This window comes from Sinorhizobium glycinis, assembly GCF_001651865.1.
GTDB classification, from domain to species: Bacteria; Pseudomonadota; Alphaproteobacteria; order Rhizobiales; family Rhizobiaceae; genus Sinorhizobium; species Sinorhizobium glycinis.
Genome location: NZ_LPUX01000065.1, coordinates 23,346 through 43,343 on the forward strand (window position 1 = coordinate 23,346; position 19,998 = coordinate 43,343).

The window sequence follows — 19,998 nt, forward strand, 5'->3', positions numbered from 1 at the left end:
CCCGAGAGGAATGTCCATTTTATTGCCCAACGCGCCGCGACGAAAGCTACTGCCGCTCGAATATCTTCTCTCGGAGCTTAAGTAGCATCGCGTGAATTCAGCGTCAGGAACGAGAGTCAACAATCCCGAAGGTCGGGAGTACAGCTCCGAGCGTCTTTGCCGCTTCACTATTCCTCGACCGCCTGAATCGCGGAGATCTGCCAGCCGTCGCCCGGCTTGCGCACGAAGGTCCACAACTCCACCGCTTCGCTCGGCCGTTCGGCATCGCCACGGACGACGCGTCCGGTCGCACGATCGCGCATCACGTCGATGCTCTCGTAGCGCATGGCGACCGTCGCATAATCGGTGCCGCTCTCGTTCCAGGCCTCGGCGACATCGCCTTGGACAAGATGCACATCGCGGACTTCGTTCCTGAGGCCGTTCGTCGCGTTTTCTCCGAGCTCTTCGGCGAGATAGGACATGGCTTCCGGGGTCGTCAGCCGGCGCAAGGCCGCATAGTCTTCCGCCGCATAGGCCGCCTGCAGCTCTTTCAGCATCGTTTCGAACCGGTCGAGGTCACGCTGCTCGATTCCGATCTCGTCCGTCCGTCCAGCCCCGGCTGCCGCAGACGCTGTTGCGGAGGCCGCGGCGCTCGCGCCGAGCCCGCCCAGCTCCTCACCGATCCGCGGGATGCGGAAGGATGCAGGCGCCGTTGCGGATGCCGAAGACTGCGCCGACGGAGATGGCGTCGAATAGGCCGGACTCCGGCCGCGGCCGAAGAGCCGCATCGCGAAGGAAACGACGAAGAAGATCAACCCAAGTTGAAGCAGCAATCCGAGGAACCCGATGCCGCCTCCAAAACCGTGGCCGAGCAGCATGCCGAAGAGTCCGCCCATGAGCAGACCGCCCAGCATCGAGCCGCCGAAACTGTTGAAGAAGCCGGGGCGGTTCGCCGTCCGGTTCTGCGTCGTCGGGCTGGCCGCGGTCGGCACGTTCTGCCGCGGCGTCATCGTCCGCTCGATCGGCGCCGCCGGAGCCGGCGCGGTGCGGGTTACCGGCGCGGTGGAGAAGGTCCGGCTGCCACGCGAACCGAACCCGCCGCCCGCCCGCCGGGCCTCGGCGACGTCAACCACCGTCAGCATCACCGCAAGACCGACCATCGCTATAGACAGAATACGCTGCATTCTCATCGCTTCCCATGACAACTCCCGGCCCCAAGCGGCCACGCCGGAACATATAGAGCTTAGGGCGCGGGAGTTTAAGGGTGTGGGATTGAATTATGCGGGGACCCGAGGGGGCAACGCCGAAGCATTTGCCCTCCACGATTTGGGCTCGAATTTCCGTGCAATCCTGCCCGCAACGTATAGCGGGCCCTGCTCGATGGTCCCCGTCGCGACGTTAGGTCTGCGTGGTTGCTTCCCGCGCTGCGGCTGGATCAGATGCGAAGGGAATAGGCGCGATGAAACCGAGCTCGAGCAATTGCCTTGACCCGGAAAACCGAACGGAATGCTCATTGGCAAAATCGAACTCGCCGGACTTCTGTAGGTCATCCAACATCTTGCGATATATGGCAGCCCCGTCGAAATACTGCCCGTCGCTTACCGCCTGCTCGATCTTCTCGCGGTAATCGGAAAAGAACTTGAAGTGCAGCAGCACCCCGGAAATATCCCCGAAGTTTCTCTCGCATGGCAGCGGCTGGTGAATGCTGACGCTGAGACTGCAATTCCTGTCCCAGAAGATCAGCGGATATTTGATGAGTTCCAGCACGTGCGCGAACTTGCGGTTCCGCGGCCCCCCCGTGATACTTATCGCCCGCTTGGTATAGCTGATCTCATATCCGACGCCATCGAAGTGGTCGGCAATTTCCCACGGCATGCGATGGTCGTTCGCGCCGAGCGTGGCCGAGCCAAGCGGCTCGATCGGATACATGTCGAGCATGGGAGCGGCGAGACGCTTTTCGCCCCGCCGTTCGAGTACCCGGATGAGATTGTCGAGGCGCTGATGCTCACAATCCTGATAGATCAGAAATTCGTCCGAGTCGACATTGAGGTACCACCTGTCCCCCCCGTAGCGGTCGAATAGGGCTTCGCGCCACTCGCGGCCGCGGCGAGCATCGCGGTAACGCAGGGGTGAGCTCCACACATCGACGTCCGCTTGCGAAAGCAGGTACTCGCGTGTGCCGTCGGATGAAACGTCATCAACACAGATGAAACGCGAAACGCCTAGCTTCCTGTAATGCGCCAGGAAGGACGGGATCAGCTTCAGGTCGTTATGCGTATTGAAGACGAGCGGAATATCGTCCTTGGCGAGAGGTCGTTGACCGCCTTCGCGGAGGCAAACGATCTCGATCGCACGTTTCCTTTTGCGCACCCGGGCCGTAAGCTTGTAGGTCTCATACCGGGTCACCAAGCGGTCCAGAAGACTCCTTCGGCTTCGCCCGTTCTCAGAAAGACGAAAAGGGTAGTGAAAATCGCCCAAGATCCCTCCAGTCGGCCGTCGTGATACGTGCGTTTATCGACCTCGTCCCGGGAATTCAACTCCACGGGAGCGGGAGCGACATGCGCCCCGTAGGCCGCACGATCTCGGACCTGCTCCGTTAGAATGCAAAAGGGTATCGCGGCTGAAGCCTGCGCGTCGCCAGTTTGAAAAAGTTCTTGATCTTCCTGGGAATGTGCTCGCGGCGATCGTAAGCGTCCAGCAAGTCCGCAGATCTGCGATCCTCGTTGAAGCGCTCAATCCATTCGTCGGTCAACTTGTCACGCTGGACCGCCAGCGATGTTTGGAGCTTCGGCGGCGGGGGCACCTTCAGGTGCTCTGCAACGCAGGCGATAAGAGGAGAAGGGTCCGGAACGAGGTCCTCGTAGACGAACTCGGTGAACTTCGCGCCGCTGATTTCCAGATAGCTCTGCCAGAAACTGTTGCTGTCGCGAATATAGAAAAAGCATCTCGCAATCTCTTCGAAATCGTATCGGGGATCAGCCGTGCCTTCGATATGAGCGGCGAAACTGCGCGTTTGTCTTGCCCTGGCATAGGAAATCGCTTGCCGCAGCGTATCGTCGCGCCGCAGGAAGATAAGCGCTACATCATGCACGGAAAGGCAGTATTGAATGAAGTCCATCCCGTAAAATTCGCGCGTGATGAAAAGATGATTGGGGAATATCTTCAATCCAAATTTTCCATTGTCAGTAGAACTTTTTCCGATGATTTCCTCGAAGAACTCCTCCCACGACAAAGAGCTGGTGTCGAGGCGATGGATTTTCGGCGACAGCCATTCGCTCGACTGCCCCATGTACCCCGAGTTATTAATAAGTGAGCCGAGCCAGTTTGAGCCGCTTCTCGCCTCGGTCAAAAGTAAATAGCCGCGCATGATTCTCCGTCGGGTTATCCTGCAACTTCCCCAGCCGGCAGGTGTGCTAAAGAGAGATATCGGCAATTTTTGGAGTGCACCGTCCTTCTACCGCGGCATTGAAATGCCAACCCAGAACATTGGGGCCAGCCTGCAACAAGACGGAGGCAGCACTCGCCCGCCGGATCGCCGGATGGGGATCAATTTTTTCCAAGGAATCTTGCAGAGGGTGCTGGACAAGCCAGCCGAACGCCATTATACGCCCCACCAGACCGCAGCGACGCGGTTTTGGACGGGTGATTAGCTCAGTTGGTAGAGCAGCTGACTCTTAATCAGCGGGTCCACGGTTCGAGCCCGTGATCACCCACCAATTTTCCCCCGCTAATTCAATGCGATAGGATAGCGGGGGAGGCTCGTGCTGCGGGGCGGACGTCTGGCGGTTAGGAGCGGAATGCGCCGGTGAGGAGCGCAGAACCCCGGAAAAATCCCGAACAACGTCACGCCCGGCTTCCCTTCGAATCCTGATCTCTGGCTTCGGCCGGGTTCAACGTTGCCTGCCTGTCCGGTGAAGTTTGTCGCCCGCCATCCGAGCTGGGCCGCCGGCAGGGGAAGGATTGCCACTCGCCGCAAAAGACGTTCACCACTTTTCCGTCAATGCCTTCTCAACTGGTTTCCGCATCTTCTTCCTCTCGGTCTTGACCTCGGGCAGTCTATTCAGCCGAAGAGGGTCGTCACGAGTGTTGTGGTTGAAGATCCCCCATCCCTTCTCATTTGCTGGCGGGACAAACTCGATCCCGTTCTCTTCGTAAAAGAGCTGGAGCCGAAGAACGTAGTGCTCGATCACTGGGTCGCCTCGCTCGACCCGTTGGACCGTTTTGCGGGAAATCCCCAGCAATGCCTCGACCTGGTCCTGACTGAGGCCGAGGAACTCGCGGGCTGCCTTCAATATCGTCGATGGCGCTATCAACATAAGGATTCAATGGCACGGATCGGCTTTATGGGCAAACCGATGCAACGGGCGTTGACTTATAGGCGCCAATGGCGTCTAAAAGTCTGTAATTAAGACTCGCGAGCTCTGTAGGCGCCTGATTGCTTGCAGCACAATTCTGGAGGTGGATCGAATCATGAGCGTTGAAATTAACGCTGTGTCAGCGGCTGGCTTCGACTCCGGGGTTGCTCGCACACGTCACCTCCGTAGTGACGCCGACGACAAGGCAGCTCCCGGCGACGGCAAACTTGCCGACAGGTCGAGATTGGCGAGATCTGCCAATTGCCGGGATGTTCTGGGACGACATTCGTCGCACGCGTCCGAATCCTTTGACCTTCATGCGGCTGCTTGCGCGACGGCGCACGGTGCCAAGAAAATGCCAAACCGCAGCGGTCGACCAAGGGCCTGCCACGTTCACCCTGTAACGGTCGCTGCCCCACCCTAGCGTTGCATATCGCTACTCAATTTCTCTCGAAAACTGCAGCCATGACTTCGTGGCTCATGCCCCCATCGAACAAGGAACTCAGTCCCTTGGAGGTACAGCTTTGCACCACATATTCGCCGATGCCGCTACACTCGCCCGTCTTGCCGATGACATCGGGAAGGTTGGATCCGAAAGATTCGATCGTTCGATGCTGGACCACGCGCCGTTCCTCGACGAATACGCTCTGATCCGACAGCCCGCCCTCAGCTTGACGGGCATCGTCACCGGGCACCCGAGGATTTCGGACGGGCATCGCTGCCTCTCGACCCAGATCTTCTATCTCGACCTCGAACGTGGCGTGGCCCGGACCATTAACCGCTGGTACCGTCTGGGCCGGCCCCACGGCTTCGAAAGGCAGTAAAATGCGTTCTAGGTTGCAGAAGTCGGAATTCCGGAAGCTTGCCAAGTCCCCTGCCGTCTTCCTGGCTTATTGCGGGATGCGAAGAGCGCTCCGCCATTCGCCTCTGATGAGTGGCAAGCAAAAGCACAGGGGACTGACCATTTTCGTCACTCCCCCACGTTATCGAACAGACGAGTACAGAGATGCTGCCGAGTATCTCGACAGGATCGACCGCGACACCGATTGGGTTCTCGCCGGCAAGCGGATCCATGCGGTCGGGAGCGGTCGGAAGAAATCGAAGCTCCAGAACGAAGATCTGAGCATTTTCGACCTGGACGAGCTCTCAATCATCATTACTGCGGACCTCCGCAACGTGCCCCATGAACTGTGCTTCGCCGCCGACGAGATCCTCGAGATCGCACCACCGTCCGCGCGGCACGTCCAAGCTGCCCGCATCTTATCCTCGCGGTCTCCGTTTGCCGATGAGATCGCCTCGGCTGTGGCTGCGAAGCCACAGAAGATGATCATCGCGGCCCTGGCCAGACGCGAATTGAATGAGGGCGATCTGTCAGAGCTCTCCCAACTTGGGATGGCCGCGGCCGAAGGCCCCAGCCTTTTCGAACTGCCGGGATACGAAAGGGAGAAGGCTTGGGCTCGTCTTGTCGCCAACGATGTCGCCCTCTGGCGGCAGGACAAACTTGAATGGTCGGAGGTCGGATCCGGGGCCCTCGTCTATGGCCCTCCGGGGACAGGCAAGACCCAGTTCGGCCAGGCATTCGCGAATGCCCTTGGATTGAAATTCGTGTCAACAACCGTCGGTAAATGGCAAAAGGCAGGTCACCTCGACGACACACTCCGGGCGATGCACCAGAGCTTCGCCGACGCAGCGGCAGCAGACGGTGCGGTTCTCTTCATCGACGAATTTGACAGCCTCGGCCATCGAGGAATGCTGCATGGAGAGAGGTATCAACTCTACTGGCAAATGGTCATAAACGAGTTTCTCAGCCTGATGACGAGATTGCCCGACGGTGTCATCGTCATTGGAGCCACGAACTACCGCGAACTCATAGACCCGGCGGTCCTGCGAAGCGGCCGGATCGAGGAGCATTTCGAACTTTCGCTTCCGGACAATCAGACACGCGCCGAGATCCTCAGCTACCACTTGAAGGGTGTGATCGACGCAGCGTCTCTGGCGGACTCCGTCGCGAATCTTGAAGGAATGTCGGGATCCGACCTCGAGAAGGTGGCCCGCAATGCTAGGCGGCGGTCACGCGCCAAGGGACGCGCGGTTGGGATCGAGGACGTGGCTGCCGTTCTGCCGGCCCGGGTGAAGTATTCGCCCGAGGCGCAATTTCGCTTGGGAGTTCACGAGAGCGGTCACGCAATGGTAGCTCTGGCAGTCGGTTTCGCCAAGACCGCAACGATAACCGTTCGCCAGACCTTCGATCCGCGCGCACATTCGAACGCTGGGGGAGAAACGTCCTACGAGCTGTTTGAAGATTGGGTCCCTACAGAGAACTCGCTGCTCGACAGGATCGCCGTCGCGTTAGCAGGTATGGCAGCAGAGCAGGTCATATTCGGCGACCGTTCGCTCGGCTCAGGCGGCGTCGACGGCAGCGATGTAGAGAGAGCCACGACGATTGCCCGAAGGCTGGTGGCCTCATACGGCCTGGGCAGCACACCGATCTTCATCAAGGACATTGAAGCCCTCAAGGATTCGCCACTGCCGGCGGTCATCGAAGACGAGGTCATGCAGATCCTTGACGCGCAGTACCAACGAGTTCTGGAAATGCTTGAAATGGAAGGAGACCAGATTGTTGCGCTTGCAAAGGATTCGATGCTCCACAGGTCCGTGAGGGTGGAAAGCCGGAACGGAGCTGTGCTGCCAGATCCGGGGGCAGCCCCAGATGGGTGAGCCACCCCACAAGACGCTTCTTCAAGCCCTGCTCGAGGTCGGCTTTCGCCCGCTGCGAAGGATTCGCATCCTTGTCGGTCAGGGGAGGCCCCGGGAGAAGTTGCGGATATTTCGCCGCACCCGCAAATCGCACTGGGGTGATAATCACAAGTTCGACAGATGAGCGCTTCATCGCGTCAGCTCGTCGGCAAAAGCACCAAGCCCCTGCAGGTTGCGTGAAATGATCAGGATTTCGGATTGCAAGATGTACGTGACGTCCACGCAGGTGCTGTTCTGGGCGGCCCGCCGTCGCAGTGGTACAAGAGCGACTTGAAAGGCTATCTCCCCATCATCGTCCAGAAGGACGGCCGCAGCCTCCGCAAGGAGGACAGGCTTTTCAAGTTCTCAAGCGGGGACAGCATAGAATGTGCCCACCTGCCTCGTAGGACGAAGACAAGCCGCTTCGTCCGCGTTCGCTATCGCACTATGTTCAGCGGCCGACAGATTACTTGATGGCTGCCGATTGCCCCGCCCTCGCCCACGGGAACACCTGTGCCATTGATGCCGATGGCATACTCGCCATCTGGACACATGCTTCGGTTGCCCATTCGGCCGGAAGTGGGATTTCCGCCAGTATATGTCCTTAATCCGTCCAAAGCTCGCCTGTGGGCCGCAGTTTGGGAGTCCAGGGCCTCTGTCAGCCAAGCAGCCTGGTTCTGTAGTGCATCTAGGCTGGCTTGCAGGGTTGAGACAGTGGCACGGAGGCCTGCAACATCATCCTTGGCGGCCCCTAACAGGCTTTTGACAGTGAATGGCCCAGCAGACCCCTGACTGCTTCGAATGGTAATGAGCGCGCTCTTGTCTTTGTCCTTGCTGCATGTCAGGAAAATTTCGTCCCTTGCCTCCATAGGCTCCCGTGCCGACACCCTCTCTGCGCCATCACACTCAAACTTTTCATCTGACGGCTTTATGGAGATCTGTTCGAGGCTCCACGGCCCCACGCCGTGGAGGAGGATTGTAAAGGCGTCCTGTTCTGCGGTTACTTCGGTCAAGACTCCGAAAAACGGCTTTCCAGGGCACCCGCCCAAAATCGCCTTCACGACGTCGACATTCCAGTGTCGATCCACGGTCGTCTGCAAAAAGGCCGAGGAGCCTTGAGCAAATGTCGAGTTCCTGAACCTGCTCCAATTTTGTTCCCAAGTCGCACTGTCAGATGTGGTTCCCAAAAAGGCGTCAACATAACTCACGACAGAGATGCCGAGATCGAGGGTAGATGACTTGGCTGAATCGAAGTTGCGAAATGTCTCCTGGCTAATGATTTGCTGGAAGACCGCAAATCGTTCATCTGAGGTAACCTGGGATGAAACGTCTGGCGTCACTCGGTTAGCTAGGATTGCACATGCGCTTGGGAGCGCTGACTGCGCTATTCCAGATTCCGTCCCCGCGAGCCAGAACGCCGCGGCACCGACGGATAGCCGCAATGCAATCTGAAGAGTTCCCATTTCAGACCTCCGATCTCGGATTCCCATGTTTCGAGCATGGCTCGCTGCCCTGGTGCTTGATTTCCTCTGAACCTGGATTTCGAAAGAGTCCGCGTCATCTATGGAGTAGACTGCTGGTAACCGCAGACCTGGTTTCCGCTTGCCGTCGTGTAGCAGCTCGGGCCGCTGTACTGGCTGGTGCCATTTTGTTGGTTAAGCTGGTCAGTTCTTTGCTGCGCGGCCTGACTATCCTGCCGTTGCAGATCCGACTGTGCCTGCTGGCATAAGTAGTCATCGGAAGCGCACGCGGCGTATCCCGAATTCGGCAGCAAGATGACGATTGAGAAAGCGATCAGTGTTCGAAACATGGCGTCCTCCCTAGAGCTTTGATGATCCTGAGGGTACGCATTGATGGACAACGAACTAGAAGCGCAAAAGCACGCACCCGGTGGACCTCTCCTCGAAGTCCTCGGTTCATCGGCTACTATTTGATTCGGGTTAATCGAAGTCGCGACGGTAAGCCCCCGGTCGCAAACGTCATATACCAGTAATTTAGGATGCCATAAATTACACTCAATTAAAAGAGGATTTTCTGACGCCACTAAACCAGTGCGTCATAAGGGCTTTTCCGGCATGGAGGCGAGGAAAGAATTCGCCGGACGTCACTGGGCAGTGAAATCAGCCCGGTGCCTGAGCATTGCAGAAATCATGCCACCGTCCCGGGACTGCGCTTCTGCGACCGGCGTGCGAGACGTTTTAGGTTGGCGCTGGCGGCAGGCCCTCGTCGAGCCCGATGTCATTCCTCTTGCCGCACCGGCTTCGAAGTCGATCCTTACAAAGCGAGATCCGAGATCCTTGGAGAGATCGAGCGCGAAGGTGTTGCTGTGCCGAGAGCGTCAGCCCGAACAGGCTACGCCTGACCATCCAGCCAATAACGCGCCGGAGGACCGTCCGGGGCGGTACACCTCCCGTGAAGCAGCTCCGGTGGTTCAAACGGATGGCAACCATCTCGTTCGATTGCCCGAAGGGTGTAATGAGCGGGTGACCGCGAGCACGGCGGGTGATTGGCCGCATAGAGGGCTTCCCATTGCGCGGAAGCCCTCTGAATTGGTGCGGGGGGCAGCATTGACTCTGATCATGGCTTGCTACCAGCTTCCACCCGATAATTGCTCTTTTGCAATGTAGAAGGGCGCTGTCGCCCTTCCAGCTAAATAAGGTTGCATCCGAACTCCATAAGCAGTATTAGTGATGAACGATATACGGGCTTGAAGGATTCATCCAGCTTTTCGCAGAAGCGAATTGTTGGCCTGCCATTATCTGAGTAAATTTTACAATTGGATAGTTAACTGTCGGATTATCATATCCAGCAGTCATTGATACGCACGCACACAAAAGAACAACTATCTTGGTAGCAGTTATAACAATACCATGCCAAAGGTTATTATCTCTGCGAATTAAGCGCAGCCATTGAAACTTCGTTGGGCAAACGAAAGTTGAGGTGCTTAGATGATCAAGTACATCGCCACGCTATTGCTAGCGATGTTTCTGGTGTCCGTTTGCGAGGCAACCGAGATAGCACTTCTTGGAACGAGGTCTCCGTTAAAGCAATCGCCGATCGTCCTTCTGGCGGCATGCCTGCCTTCCTATTCAGACTGCCTCCAGAGAGGAGATTCCTATTGCAGGGATCAGACTGCAAATACCTCCATCGCTTCGAGGGCCGTGGACTATGCAGCCTGCCTAAATCAGTACCAAAACGAATGCCGAAGAATGTACTGCGACTGAACCCACCAACCATAGATTTGAATTTCGAAATAGGGGGTAGCCATGCGCTTCTTGGGGAACAGTATACGCGTTTGTTCTTTATCGCTTTGCGTCTCGACATTGCTAGGGTTGCTCAATGGCCCGAGCGCTTCGTTCGCTCAATCAAAGCTAGCTCAAAACGCCGCCCAAGCCATTTGCATCTGTGATCTACATAATGGATCTTATAGCGCTTGGTTCAGGACAAGGCCTTCTAACTGGGGAACACCTAATCCCCTAGCAATATTTGCCTCATCATGTGCGGACACTGGTCTATGTGGCCCGATTTCAAGCACTCAATCCTTTGTCACAGGTAGCTACACAATTACGCCTTCGAGTTTCCAAACTATAGGTAATCTTCAGGGCGTTATTGGGACGCTCAGTCAATGATTATTGGCAGTATCCGTTCACATTGACCGAAAATTATATCAGAAAAAACGATGTGTTGTCGAATAGCCGGAGATGTCTAATGAGAATCAAGTTTATGGGAGTATGCGCGGCCAGCTCGCTTTTATTAATGGTAAGCAGCGCATATCCTGGAACGTCAACCACGATTTGTTGGGGTCAATTCAAAACATCTGACGATTGCCTTCGTGATGATGTACAAAATAACTGCAGTAATACCTGCTCTTTAAATACGTACGAAACGTTCTATCCGTGTGGCTCCGGCGGAAACAGCGGGTTTAGTCCTAGTTATGCTTGCGAAGCGGTTTGCGGTCGGCCACTCAATAATGGCTGTACGATCAAAGCTGGACCAGGCACGGGCGGCAATCAGTGCGGGTATAGGTGGGCCACCGTAGTATGTGATTAGGTGAAAGTTGGCGGCTTTGAAGGCTCGACCGTTGGTTTGTCCGTTCGGGGCGAGAAGCCGTCGTCCGGCATCAGCGTTGTGCGGCTACACGTGGCACCGACTTTCGACTGCGGTGTTCGAACCGACCATGGAGGTCGTCCTCGAGCATGAAATGCTCACCACACCGTTTGCGATCACATACGCGCGGTTAATCGACGGAGGTCTGGGAAGCGGCGTCTCGCGGGACGTTCTGCCGCCAGATCTCCGGAAGGCTCACGACGATCTCATCACGCTTCGCAACAAGCGTTTCGCGCATAATGCCGGGGAGGACTCGGTCACCGGGCATCTCGAGATTAGATTGCAGAATGGCGTGTTCGACCTGAAACTCAATTTCAACATGGGCTTTCATGTCGGCGGAGCGCTGGGGGACGGCTGGTCATGTTCCTGATGAACTGATGTTCGATCGCTTTGGGAAGCAGGTTGATAGGCTAAGGAGGAAAACCGGCCGCGAGTGGAAGTTTCCCAATGGTCCTCCGCCTCCATTGGTCGCCAATGACCCACTAACCTCCGCCGACCCGGATTCGTAATACACTGAGTGCTCGATGAGGCGGTGGCCCATCGACCACCACGACTTCAGGAAGGCTGTCCTCCGCAAGCAAGCCAGTGCTTGTCACCGAAACCTGTAACAGCTCGTCTTGTAGAAAATATGCGGTTGTGCTGTTGCCTCGGGGAAAGCGTGCCGCTCCGAGTGTCGCTCTGTGTTGGAACTGCCTCGCGTATGTGATGGTCATAAGGGCGTCGACCGTCTTACTCCAGTCCGTGCGTAGAGAAAGTGTCGCATCTCGACCGGCTCGACCCGACACGAGTCGCACGATGAAGTCGGCGAGGGTCTGTGACCCCGCAGTCTTGCCGGGGACGTTGGAAGGATGCATTTGGGACCAGTCCGGGGATCTCGGCGGCCCATTCCAGTGACGGTCAATGACGCCATAGCGACCACACTGAGCGGCTGGTCCACCGTGGTGGAAATTCAGCTTGGCCAATTTGTATATCGGTTCTTCGAAGTCGAAGATTGGCCAGTTCTGGAAAAGGTCTAGCTGCAGCTTGTCCTGAAGCCTGCTGATTTTGACCGTGCCGCGTTGCGAAGCCATTTTTGCTTGAATGAGCGACGCTCGACGCCGGCCCGTATCTTCGTCGTCCACTACGAGCAGGAGGTCGGCAAGTTCACAAAGCGCTCGCACCTTGTGCGTACTCTTGAATCTGACCCTCGGCGCTTGATGCGTGAAGACCGCGCTCAGCTCAATCCTCACACCATGAGGCGCGAGGATGCGACGCCAGTTCCTTGCGATCGTCGGAACTGCGTGGCTTGTCACCGCAGCTACCAAGCCGGGCTCTGTTCTCGGCACATTGATCATCGCTGGCGCCCCTCGCGATAGGCTCTGGCCGATCGCGGCGCTGGCAGATGAGGCCATCGCGATATAGACTGAAGGTGGCAGTTTCCTGGGCAAGCAATTATTCCCGAATTTTCAGCGACTTTATTTTCCGAGGAGCCAACCCAGAAATCCTCGGCGTCGAGGGCTGGCCGCCGGTTCATCGGCAGCCTTGATGCTAACTACCGAAGGCCGCGCCGAGAACGATGTAGGAACGTTGATTGGCGCGCGGGAAGAAATCACAACAAACCCGACTTCCAAGGTGACTACTACAGAGCTGATCTACGAGCTGTTCACCAGGCCTCGCTATCGGCGCGGGCGCGGTAGTATTCATCGATCGGGCGCTCCTCCAAGCCTTCGTCCGTCAGTCGGAGCTTGTAGACTGGAATGCGATGGTCGCGGCAAAGCCACATAACTCGCTCGTCGTCTGATCTGCTCGATCGAATCCCCAGAGTGACATGCCGGATGATAGGGATGGGAAAGTATTCCTCCCTCGAAAGTATCCTGACTTCCTTTTCGTAACTCCAATCCTTATGCTTGGAAGACAAGATTCTCCGGGCAACGGTTTCGGTGTTCATCCAATTGCGTCGCACTGGAAAGGAGTGAGAGGACCGATAATAAACTTCAACGAGGTCGGCTGCCGGAACAGGTATGTCGACCGCGATAAGCACGCCGCGAAACTGGTCTGCGTAGTGCGCCCACAGCAGATGCGAATACTTGACTTTCGACAGGGAACACACGCGGAATTCGTTCTTATGGCGGATTATGTCTTCCAGATAGCGACGGTCGTGGTGGTCGCTTGAAAAGAATTCAAACATACCTTCCATCGGATCGTTTAGCTCGCCCCAATTGGCGCAGAAGAGGCGCCGGGACTCTATGATTTCATCAGTGTATCGGTTGAGAGCGCGGTATTTGTAAAGGATCATCGGCAACCTCTTTATTGCCGATCTTCTCTCACGTATTGGTTGAACTCTCGTTAAAGCGCAGGGCCGATCTTACAGAAGTCGCCTCCACTCCCTCATTTTCTCCTGCTTTTGCTTCTTCGAGCCTTTTCCAAGCGCATCGAAACTCCGGGACCCACATTGGGGAGGTCATGGACGCGAGGTGACGAGGCAGGACAAATCAGGGGCCGGCGAACCGAAGATGAAGACGAACCTAGAAGGACAAACCTCTACAATTCACCAGGCAAGGAGCCGTGCTGAAATTTTGTTTCGCGGAGCCTCAGGCGCCGCTGACGGCCTTATTCTCGATTCTCAAGTCGTTATCTCTGATAACATACGGACCGCGCCGCGTTTCAGGGCGGTCAAGCACGTTCTGTGCGGCGTCAGTCATGATTGTCCACAGACGATCTCCCCGAGACTGGCCAGAAACTGCTTCTCGCTTGACAGCTTTCGCTTCCATGATGTCATCCCTCCGAGGATATTTCGACTCGACTCTACAATGATTAACGGCAGCGCGAAATCACAATCGCCTTTGAGCCGTTAAGTTCCGATTAAGGTGTGACGTGAACGCCAGTGTCAAAATTGACAATCCCGAACTTGTAATCGGACTTGTTGGACCGATCGGAGTTCAGATGGACGCCGTGGTCGCGCATTTGAAGAATGCGCTCGACGATGTCGAGTATGAATCTCATGTCATCCACATAACTTCGGTGATGGGCGATCTTCTGCCTGGCCTTAAGGTGAAGGATTCAACCTATCATGACCGATACTACTCACTGATCGAGAATGCCGATCGTGTACGTCGGGAAGCGAAGAATCAAGCGGCTCTGGCCTGCTTGGCGATTAGCGAGATCCGTAATCTTCGTGAAGAATTCGGCCCGGAGGGCATGGAGCCGGAGAAGGCCCGAAATCAGCCTCTGCTTCAGACAGCTTTCATCATCCGACAGTTTAAACGTGAGGAAGAAATTACCCTCCTCCGGGAGGTTTACGGTCGCAAGTTCATCCTCGTTTCCGTCTACTCGGATCCGGAGGAACGACGCCGTCAGCTTATGAGGAAGATCAAGGGCCACGGGACAACCATCATCGAAGATGACGAGGCCGAGAAGATCGCGATCGACCTAATTGCCAGAGATCACAACGAGATCGGAGACGATTACGGTCAGCGCGTCTCGGACGTCTTTCATTTAGGAGACGTGTTTGTTCCTGGCGGCTCGGGAGCCGAGACCAAGGAAGTGGTGGACCGCTTCATTCGCGCTTTCTTCGGCCATAATGGCCTTTCTCCTACGAAGGGGGAGTACGGAATGTACGCCGCAGCAGGGGCGGCGCTTCGCTCGCTCGACCTGTCGAGACAAATTGGAGCGGCGGTCTTTTCACAGCAGGGCGAAGTAATCACGCTCGGCTGCAATGAGGTTCCCAAAGCCTTCGGTGGGACGTACTGGTGCGACGATCCCGGCGAGCAGCATCGCGATTTTGAAGAAGGAGAGGACGGTAACCATTCAAGGAAGCTTCGCCTTCTGCATGATCTTATCGAGCGTCTCGGGAAGCTTGGATACGTTTCTGAAGATCTCAAGAAGGCCGGGCCGACTGCAATTCAAGTGAAGAAGTTGGTGTCCGAGAAGCTGATTTCCGACTCGAAGATTATGGACATCATCGAGTTCGGCCGGATAATCCATGCCGAGATGTCAGCCATCACCGACGCTGCCAGGAAAGGCAAAGCTCTTCAAAACGCCATCCTATTCACGACCACTTTCCCGTGCCACATGTGTGCCAAGCACATCGTATCCTCCGGAATTCGCAAGGTGGTCTTTCTCGAACCGTATCCGAAGAGCCACGCCAAGGATCTGCATTCTGATTCCATCACCTTCTCGAGCACGGAAGCCGACGCAAAGGTCCTTTTCGAACCGTTTATCGGCATCTCTCCGAGGCGTTACCGGGATATCTTCGAAAAGAAGAAAAGAAAGGATTCGGCAGGCAAGGCTCAGGATTGGTCCGCTGGAAAACCGGTCCCGCGACTTGAGGACCGCGGTTCTTCCTACATCGACAACGAAGAACCTGCCATCTCGCTCGTCGTCAAAGAAATTGCGGCGTTTCGGGTGCGGTTGATCGAAGCGAGCAATGCGAGGCTTAGGCCAGCAAGCAACGGGCGCAGACGCCGCGGTCAAGCATCGGATTGAGATGCAGCACTACAGCCACATCTCGCCGTTCGATATCAATCGCACCATGGATTCGTCCCGCCGCAACCAGAAGTGTGAAAGGGCAACCCGTCTGCTGCCAGACTGAGGGATGCAGCGTGGGGCGACCGGCTTCATCGATCCTGACATCCCTTCTCGGCTTAGCCTTCTCCAAGATGAGTTAGTTCAATCTTCTCGCAACATCCGCACGGGCATCGTATGCCCACGCTCCAGTCTTCGCCGTCGTCCCTCGTCAGGACAAGATCGCGCCGAGGCGGAACGTCTGGAAGCGCATCGCCCTCGATAATACGGATACGACGGGCCGGTCCATGCCTATCCAGAACCGGCGCAGCCATGAATTTCTCCTTTTACGAAAGGCGGGCATATTGAGGAGCGGCTCTGCGGCGGCGCGTCCGAGGATACCCGCCAAAATCGTTCAAAGCAGCGGCACAGCGGCAATCCCTAGCTTCTTGGCGAAACGTTCATTCAAACGGGCGTTGATCTCAGTGCAGACTTGCATGTCATTGGCCTGGAATTGAATCACTGCCTTCACTTGACTGTCGACATCCTTCGCAAGCTGTGCAAGCGGCTTGAGGACAGGGTTCGCCGATGTGGCAAGTCGGGCTCCTGTCACGGCGGCGTGTGCCGCATAGCGCGCCACCGCCAAGTATTCCAGGACGCGCTGCTGCTCATTTTCATCAGCCTCCACGTCCAGGATGTGGAGAGCATGCATGGTCTTGAAATGTAGGTTCAATAAGCGTCCGAGCAGGCGCGGCCAGTCTTCACTCTTCCCTTGTATAGGCAGCACATGGAGGTCACTGGAGTCTCCGCCCGCAGGTTGTGCATATGCCAATACGATCTGAAGCAGCGTTCTAAGCCTCACAAGTTCCGTCGTCTTTATCCGGTGGCCCGCTAACGATCGCGTCCGTTGTTCGAACGCAGCGATGGCATCTAGGATCTTCCTTGCCGTCGCGCGGACGCGTTGCCGGGTGGCCCCTCCCTCGGCTTTATTGGCTGCCGCCTCCTTCTTCCTCTCCTCTTCCTGGTCGGATGAAGGCTCGGTGTACCGTAAATCGACTTCTTCTTGACGTCGGAGATCGGCCTCGTCTTCCGCCGAGAAATCGGCCGCTACGAGGCCAATGAGCCTGTTCAGACACATGCTGACGAGATCGGCGCAACCGTCCTGCCGTTTGCTCAAAAGGGCGGCCTGGCGCTGATCCTCGGCTTTGGCGCGGCTGCGCGCCGCAACAAAGGCCTCGTAGGACATAGTCCTCATTGCTGGGCGTTCCTCGCTTCCGTTTCGGGGATAATGCGCTGTTCCGTGACGCGGATCCTGTTCTGGTTGTTCCGCCAGATCGAGCGTTTCCAACTCATTGATTGCCTGCAACAGGAACAGGTCTTCATATGTTGTCTCGTCAATGAGGTCGGCGATGCGGCGCTTCTTACCCCGGTGTGGGGGAATTGTCCGAACAATCAGCGCATCGAGATCAACGATAACGGTGGGAGCGGATCGACCTCCGTCAGCAAAGAAAATCTCGGCGGTTCTCGGACGGGTGTCGGCGACTGCCAGTTCCCAACTGGATCTTGGGGATGCCCCTATCGGAATCTGATCGCCGATCTTCGCCCCATCCCGGTCGTAAAGCTGCACCGCCAATGGACGATTCGGCAGGTGCGCGGGTGGCCTCCAGCGAAGGTTCTGTCCTCGTAGCTCAAACAAACCACCATCGATGATGTGTGCTTCATTCCGTAGGTCCGACGCGGTAATTCTCTGAGGAACGTCGCCTGGATCTATCGGTGTCTGTCGATATCCGTCCAGCTTCAGTGCTTGAAGCGCAGCACCTTTTTCTACGCGCTTGTATATTCCCAGTTCGGCATTTCCCCATTCGACAATAGGGCCAAGAAGCGCTGGCAAGGAGCAGTTCATGCTGCCGGCGACGACATGATCCCATTTCTTTCCAAGCGCAACGATCAGCTTTGCATGAACGAAGCGGGCGGAACTTTCGTCTTTCAAATCGAAAAGCTGAATGCCGATTGCACCGGCCAGTTCGGTGGCGGGGAATTGCGCCGTCGTTTTATCGATCAACAAGTCGGTCGGCGGCATACCGAAAATTGATCGCAGTCTGGCCAGCCCTTCCAACTTGGCGTCCCAGTAAGGCGACATAACAACTAGCTGCTCGATCTCGTCATCGGCAGTGGCCTCTTCGATCTGATCCAAGATTGTGCGATCGGGGCCGTCTGCCAACAAGAGTAGATCCTGATTGACCGGTGTGGAGGTTGAGGCGGCGTCGCCGAGCCACGGCGAGTACCGAAACGCTCGCCCGAGGGCTTCCGGAAGCCAAGGATCTTCGGCCGGGACATAGCGCCTGATATAGTTGATTGCCTGCCCAAAGAGCGAGGCATACTTCCCGTCGTCGGCTGAGAACCTGATATCGGCTACAAGCTCCTTATTCCCGGCCAACCCAAGTGCGGTTAGGTTTGCTGATCCGATCAGGAGCCGCCCTTTCTCAGCCCCGAGGAACAGAGTCAACTTGGGGTGGAACGCCCCATCAACAGAAATCTTAGCTACGTGATACAGTGCTCCGGCATACCGCGGAGCACCGTAATCGCGAAAGCTAGTGTTCAGCATCGCCCTGTCGGCGAGCACGGCAATGTTGCGACAACCCGCACCTCGGAGTTTCGGAAACGGAACGTCCTCAAAGGCCTGTGCGGAAAAGGCATAGGTCGTCATGAATGCTGAATGGAATCCGCTTTCTCCAAAGACGTCGAAGTACCTCATGCCTGCTCAAGCTCCTTAAGCCCGAGTGCAGTGATCCCCTTGTCGTCGAGGTACTTGATGTCGCGCAGAAATTGCACCGCCTGGTCGATCCGCGGGCTGCTTGGCGAAACCCTGAAGAAACTGCGATAACGGAGCTCCCCCTCATCGGGTTCAAACAGGAACGTATAAGCTTTCTGGTTGCGGAACTTACGTGAGGCGACCCAGAGATGTCGCCCGAGGATACGCTCCCTCACCAGTCCCGAGACCGCCTCTGTTACTGGCAGATCGAGCCGTCCTTCCAGGAACTTAGTCTCGCTTGCCAATGACTGGAAATGCCCTGCGGCCCCCAGCCATTGGAGGACCGATCGATCGAATTCCGAAGCTTTGAGCGTCAAAGCGGAAATCAGCATCAATGCTGATCGCACCTCTTCCTGACTATTCCCAGAAGAATGCGCGCATCGCATCGTCTGGGCCGCAGTCCTGGCGCGGTTTTCAAGGCTGTCGCCATCTGTTTGTTCTAGCATCCAGTCCCCAAGGGTCACCCCACTTGGCATGTCGGCTAACTCCAGTAGATCTGCAACGACACTCGGCAATGCGAGTCGGCCTCTTGGAGCGTTTCTCAATATTCGGAGGCAGGCGTGAAGCAGAACCTCATAGCCAAGCCGATAAAGATCGCTGGCTTGGTAAAGGGCCCAGACTTTTCGAAGATCAGAGTCCGGCAGGACGATGCCCTTTGCGGTCTCTGCCCCGAACCACGTCCATTTCGTTTCCTCGGACGTTGGCGGCCTATCGATCGTCCGCGCGAGTTGCAGCAACATCAAGAGCGTTTTGCGTCTGGTCTGATCACTAGCCGAGGCTGATTCCTGCCGCGCCATGAGGATCGATGCGAGATGCTGCTGCTCCGGGCTTCCAATCTGGATTTTCGAGGGCTTGATGCAGGCGAGTCGATCAAGCAAGTCGAGCGAAACCTTGCCAGCCCCCACTGCGGCCAGAAACTCGCCAGCCAAATCACCGAGGGCATCCTGAAAGCTGCTGGCGAGAGGAAGTGCAGAATCCTTGCAAAAGGGAACAATCAGATCGGGGTCGTCCAACTTCACCAGCCCCATCTCGCGCATCTGGCTCGCGTAGATGGCTCCGAAGGCACCACCCTTATTTCGAAGATAGCGAAGCTTCTCTTCGGCTTCGGAATCGGCTGCGATACTGAAGTCGACGACAGTGTCAGGGCCGGCTTGGTCGATCGCAGCAAGTTGTCGGAATGCCCAGTCGATGCCAGCGACGCCAAGCTCCGTTTCACCCCGTGCGCAGGCCAGGGCATACAGCGCCTCTGTCCGCCGCTGAAATCTGCGAAAATCTTCATAGGCTGTCGTGATTTTGTCCTGCTTTGCGTATGCCTCCAACAGCCACGCGAAGAAGGAGTAGTACCTGAACCGCAAGGTGATCGTGCTAATCCCAGGCAACAGCGACTGATACACGAGTTCTATGGGTCGCTGCATGCCGAGCGGATCAAGGCCCGTCTCCTGTCCGATTTCGGTCCATTCCGGAAATCCAGGCCCCAAATCAATCTTGTCCGCCACGTCGCAGTGATTCCCCCATTGCCCATTGAAA

Annotated in this window: 13 protein-coding genes and 1 tRNA gene; 5 read left to right on the forward strand and 9 right to left on the reverse strand. The window is 56.6% G+C overall.

What is annotated here, in order from left to right; translation table 11 throughout:
• Positions 1 to 167 precede the first annotated feature (167 nt).
• The 3 genes from AU381_RS23855 to AU381_RS23865 all read right to left on the reverse strand — a co-directional run bounded on the left by AU381_RS23855 (position 168) and on the right by AU381_RS23865 (position 3,346).
• A complete protein-coding gene (locus AU381_RS23855) occupies positions 168 to 1,163 on the reverse strand; it encodes a TIM44-like domain-containing protein (RefSeq protein WP_064244247.1) in 996 nt (331 codons plus the stop codon).
• Between the two features lie 214 nt (positions 1,164 to 1,377).
• Complete coding sequence (locus AU381_RS23860; protein ID WP_064244248.1) at positions 1,378 to 2,388, reverse strand: glycosyltransferase family 2 protein; 1,011 nt, start codon at positions 2,386 to 2,388, stop codon at positions 1,378 to 1,380.
• A gap of 187 nt (positions 2,389 to 2,575) precedes the next feature.
• Positions 2,576 to 3,346 carry a Stf0 family sulfotransferase gene (locus AU381_RS23865; protein ID WP_064244249.1) on the reverse strand — a complete coding sequence of 257 codons (771 nt, stop codon included), beginning with the start codon at positions 3,344 to 3,346 and terminating at the stop codon, positions 2,576 to 2,578.
• Positions 3,347 to 3,619: 273 nt separating this feature from the next.
• Here AU381_RS23865 and AU381_RS23870 point away from each other — a divergent pair.
• Positions 3,620 to 3,695 (forward strand) — tRNA-Lys (locus AU381_RS23870).
• Positions 3,696 to 3,962: 267 nt separating this feature from the next.
• Here AU381_RS23870 and AU381_RS23875 read toward each other — a convergent pair.
• Positions 3,963 to 4,295, reverse strand: coding sequence for a helix-turn-helix domain-containing protein (locus AU381_RS23875; protein ID WP_064244250.1), 333 nt, complete (start codon positions 4,293 to 4,295; stop codon positions 3,963 to 3,965).
• 563 nt (positions 4,296 to 4,858) lie between these two features.
• On the opposite strand from AU381_RS23875, the gene AU381_RS23880 reads away from it, so the two are divergent.
• Complete coding sequence (locus tag AU381_RS23880) at positions 4,859 to 5,158, forward strand: DUF6634 family protein (protein WP_064244251.1); 300 nt, start codon at positions 4,859 to 4,861, stop codon at positions 5,156 to 5,158.
• Between the two features lie 13 nt (positions 5,159 to 5,171).
• The gene (locus AU381_RS23885) at positions 5,172 to 7,052 is read left to right on the forward strand and encodes an AAA family ATPase (protein WP_162273455.1); all 1,881 of its coding nucleotides are present in this window, start codon (positions 5,172 to 5,174) and stop codon (positions 7,050 to 7,052) included.
• A 455-nt stretch (positions 7,053 to 7,507) separates the two neighbouring features.
• On the opposite strand, the gene AU381_RS23890 is transcribed toward AU381_RS23885, so the two are convergent.
• Positions 7,508 to 8,533 carry a hypothetical protein gene (locus AU381_RS23890; protein WP_156528657.1) on the reverse strand — a complete coding sequence of 342 codons (1,026 nt, stop codon included), beginning with the start codon at positions 8,531 to 8,533 and terminating at the stop codon, positions 7,508 to 7,510.
• A 98-nt stretch (positions 8,534 to 8,631) separates the two neighbouring features.
• On the reverse strand, positions 8,632 to 8,880 hold the full coding sequence (locus AU381_RS23895) for a hypothetical protein (protein ID WP_064244254.1): 249 nt from the start codon (positions 8,878 to 8,880) through the stop codon (positions 8,632 to 8,634).
• Positions 8,881 to 11,247: 2,367 nt separating this feature from the next.
• Here AU381_RS23895 and AU381_RS23905 point away from each other — a divergent pair.
• Positions 11,248 to 11,547, forward strand: a complete 300-nt coding sequence (locus tag AU381_RS23905) for a hypothetical protein (protein WP_064244256.1) — start codon at positions 11,248 to 11,250, stop codon at positions 11,545 to 11,547.
• 1,272 nt (positions 11,548 to 12,819) lie between these two features.
• On the opposite strand, the gene AU381_RS23915 is transcribed toward AU381_RS23905, so the two are convergent.
• Entirely contained in the window at positions 12,820 to 13,452 is a 633-nt protein-coding gene (locus tag AU381_RS23915) for a DUF2971 domain-containing protein (RefSeq protein ID WP_064244258.1), read from the reverse strand.
• Between the two features lie 578 nt (positions 13,453 to 14,030).
• On the opposite strand from AU381_RS23915, the gene AU381_RS23920 reads away from it, so the two are divergent.
• The gene (locus tag AU381_RS23920) at positions 14,031 to 15,641 is read left to right on the forward strand and encodes an anti-phage dCTP deaminase (RefSeq protein ID WP_082910340.1); all 1,611 of its coding nucleotides are present in this window, start codon (positions 14,031 to 14,033) and stop codon (positions 15,639 to 15,641) included.
• A 433-nt stretch (positions 15,642 to 16,074) separates the two neighbouring features.
• On the opposite strand, the gene AU381_RS23925 is transcribed toward AU381_RS23920, so the two are convergent.
• The gene (locus tag AU381_RS23925; RefSeq protein WP_064244259.1) at positions 16,075 to 18,414 is read right to left on the reverse strand and encodes a phospholipase D-like domain-containing protein; all 2,340 of its coding nucleotides are present in this window, start codon (positions 18,412 to 18,414) and stop codon (positions 16,075 to 16,077) included.
• Positions 18,411 to 19,967, reverse strand: coding sequence for a hypothetical protein (locus AU381_RS23930; RefSeq protein ID WP_064244260.1), 1,557 nt, complete (start codon positions 19,965 to 19,967; stop codon positions 18,411 to 18,413). Before AU381_RS23930 ends, AU381_RS23925 begins: the two co-directional genes overlap by 4 nt.
• Positions 19,968 to 19,998: the final 31 nt, after the last annotated feature.

What these genes read in the sequence shown, in the direction of transcription:
- AU381_RS23895 (WP_064244254.1), bottom strand. Translation starts at nt 8,880, where the DNA reads ATGTTTCGAACACTGATCGCTTTCTCAATCGTCATCTTGCTGCCGAAT.
- AU381_RS23890 (WP_156528657.1), bottom strand. Translation starts at nt 8,533, where the DNA reads ATGGGAACTCTTCAGATTGCATTGCGGCTATCCGTCGGTGCCGCGGCG.
- AU381_RS23925 (WP_064244259.1), bottom strand. Translation starts at nt 18,414, where the DNA reads ATGAGGTACTTCGACGTCTTTGGAGAAAGCGGATTCCATTCAGCATTC.
- AU381_RS23905 (WP_064244256.1), top strand. Translation starts at nt 11,248, where the DNA reads ATGGAGGTCGTCCTCGAGCATGAAATGCTCACCACACCGTTTGCGATC.
- AU381_RS23915 (WP_064244258.1), bottom strand. Translation starts at nt 13,452, where the DNA reads ATGATCCTTTACAAATACCGCGCTCTCAACCGATACACTGATGAAATC.
- AU381_RS23875 (WP_064244250.1), bottom strand. Translation starts at nt 4,295, where the DNA reads ATGTTGATAGCGCCATCGACGATATTGAAGGCAGCCCGCGAGTTCCTC.
- AU381_RS23855 (WP_064244247.1), bottom strand. Translation starts at nt 1,163, where the DNA reads ATGCAGCGTATTCTGTCTATAGCGATGGTCGGTCTTGCGGTGATGCTG.
- AU381_RS23865 (WP_064244249.1), bottom strand. Translation starts at nt 3,346, where the DNA reads ATGCGCGGCTATTTACTTTTGACCGAGGCGAGAAGCGGCTCAAACTGG.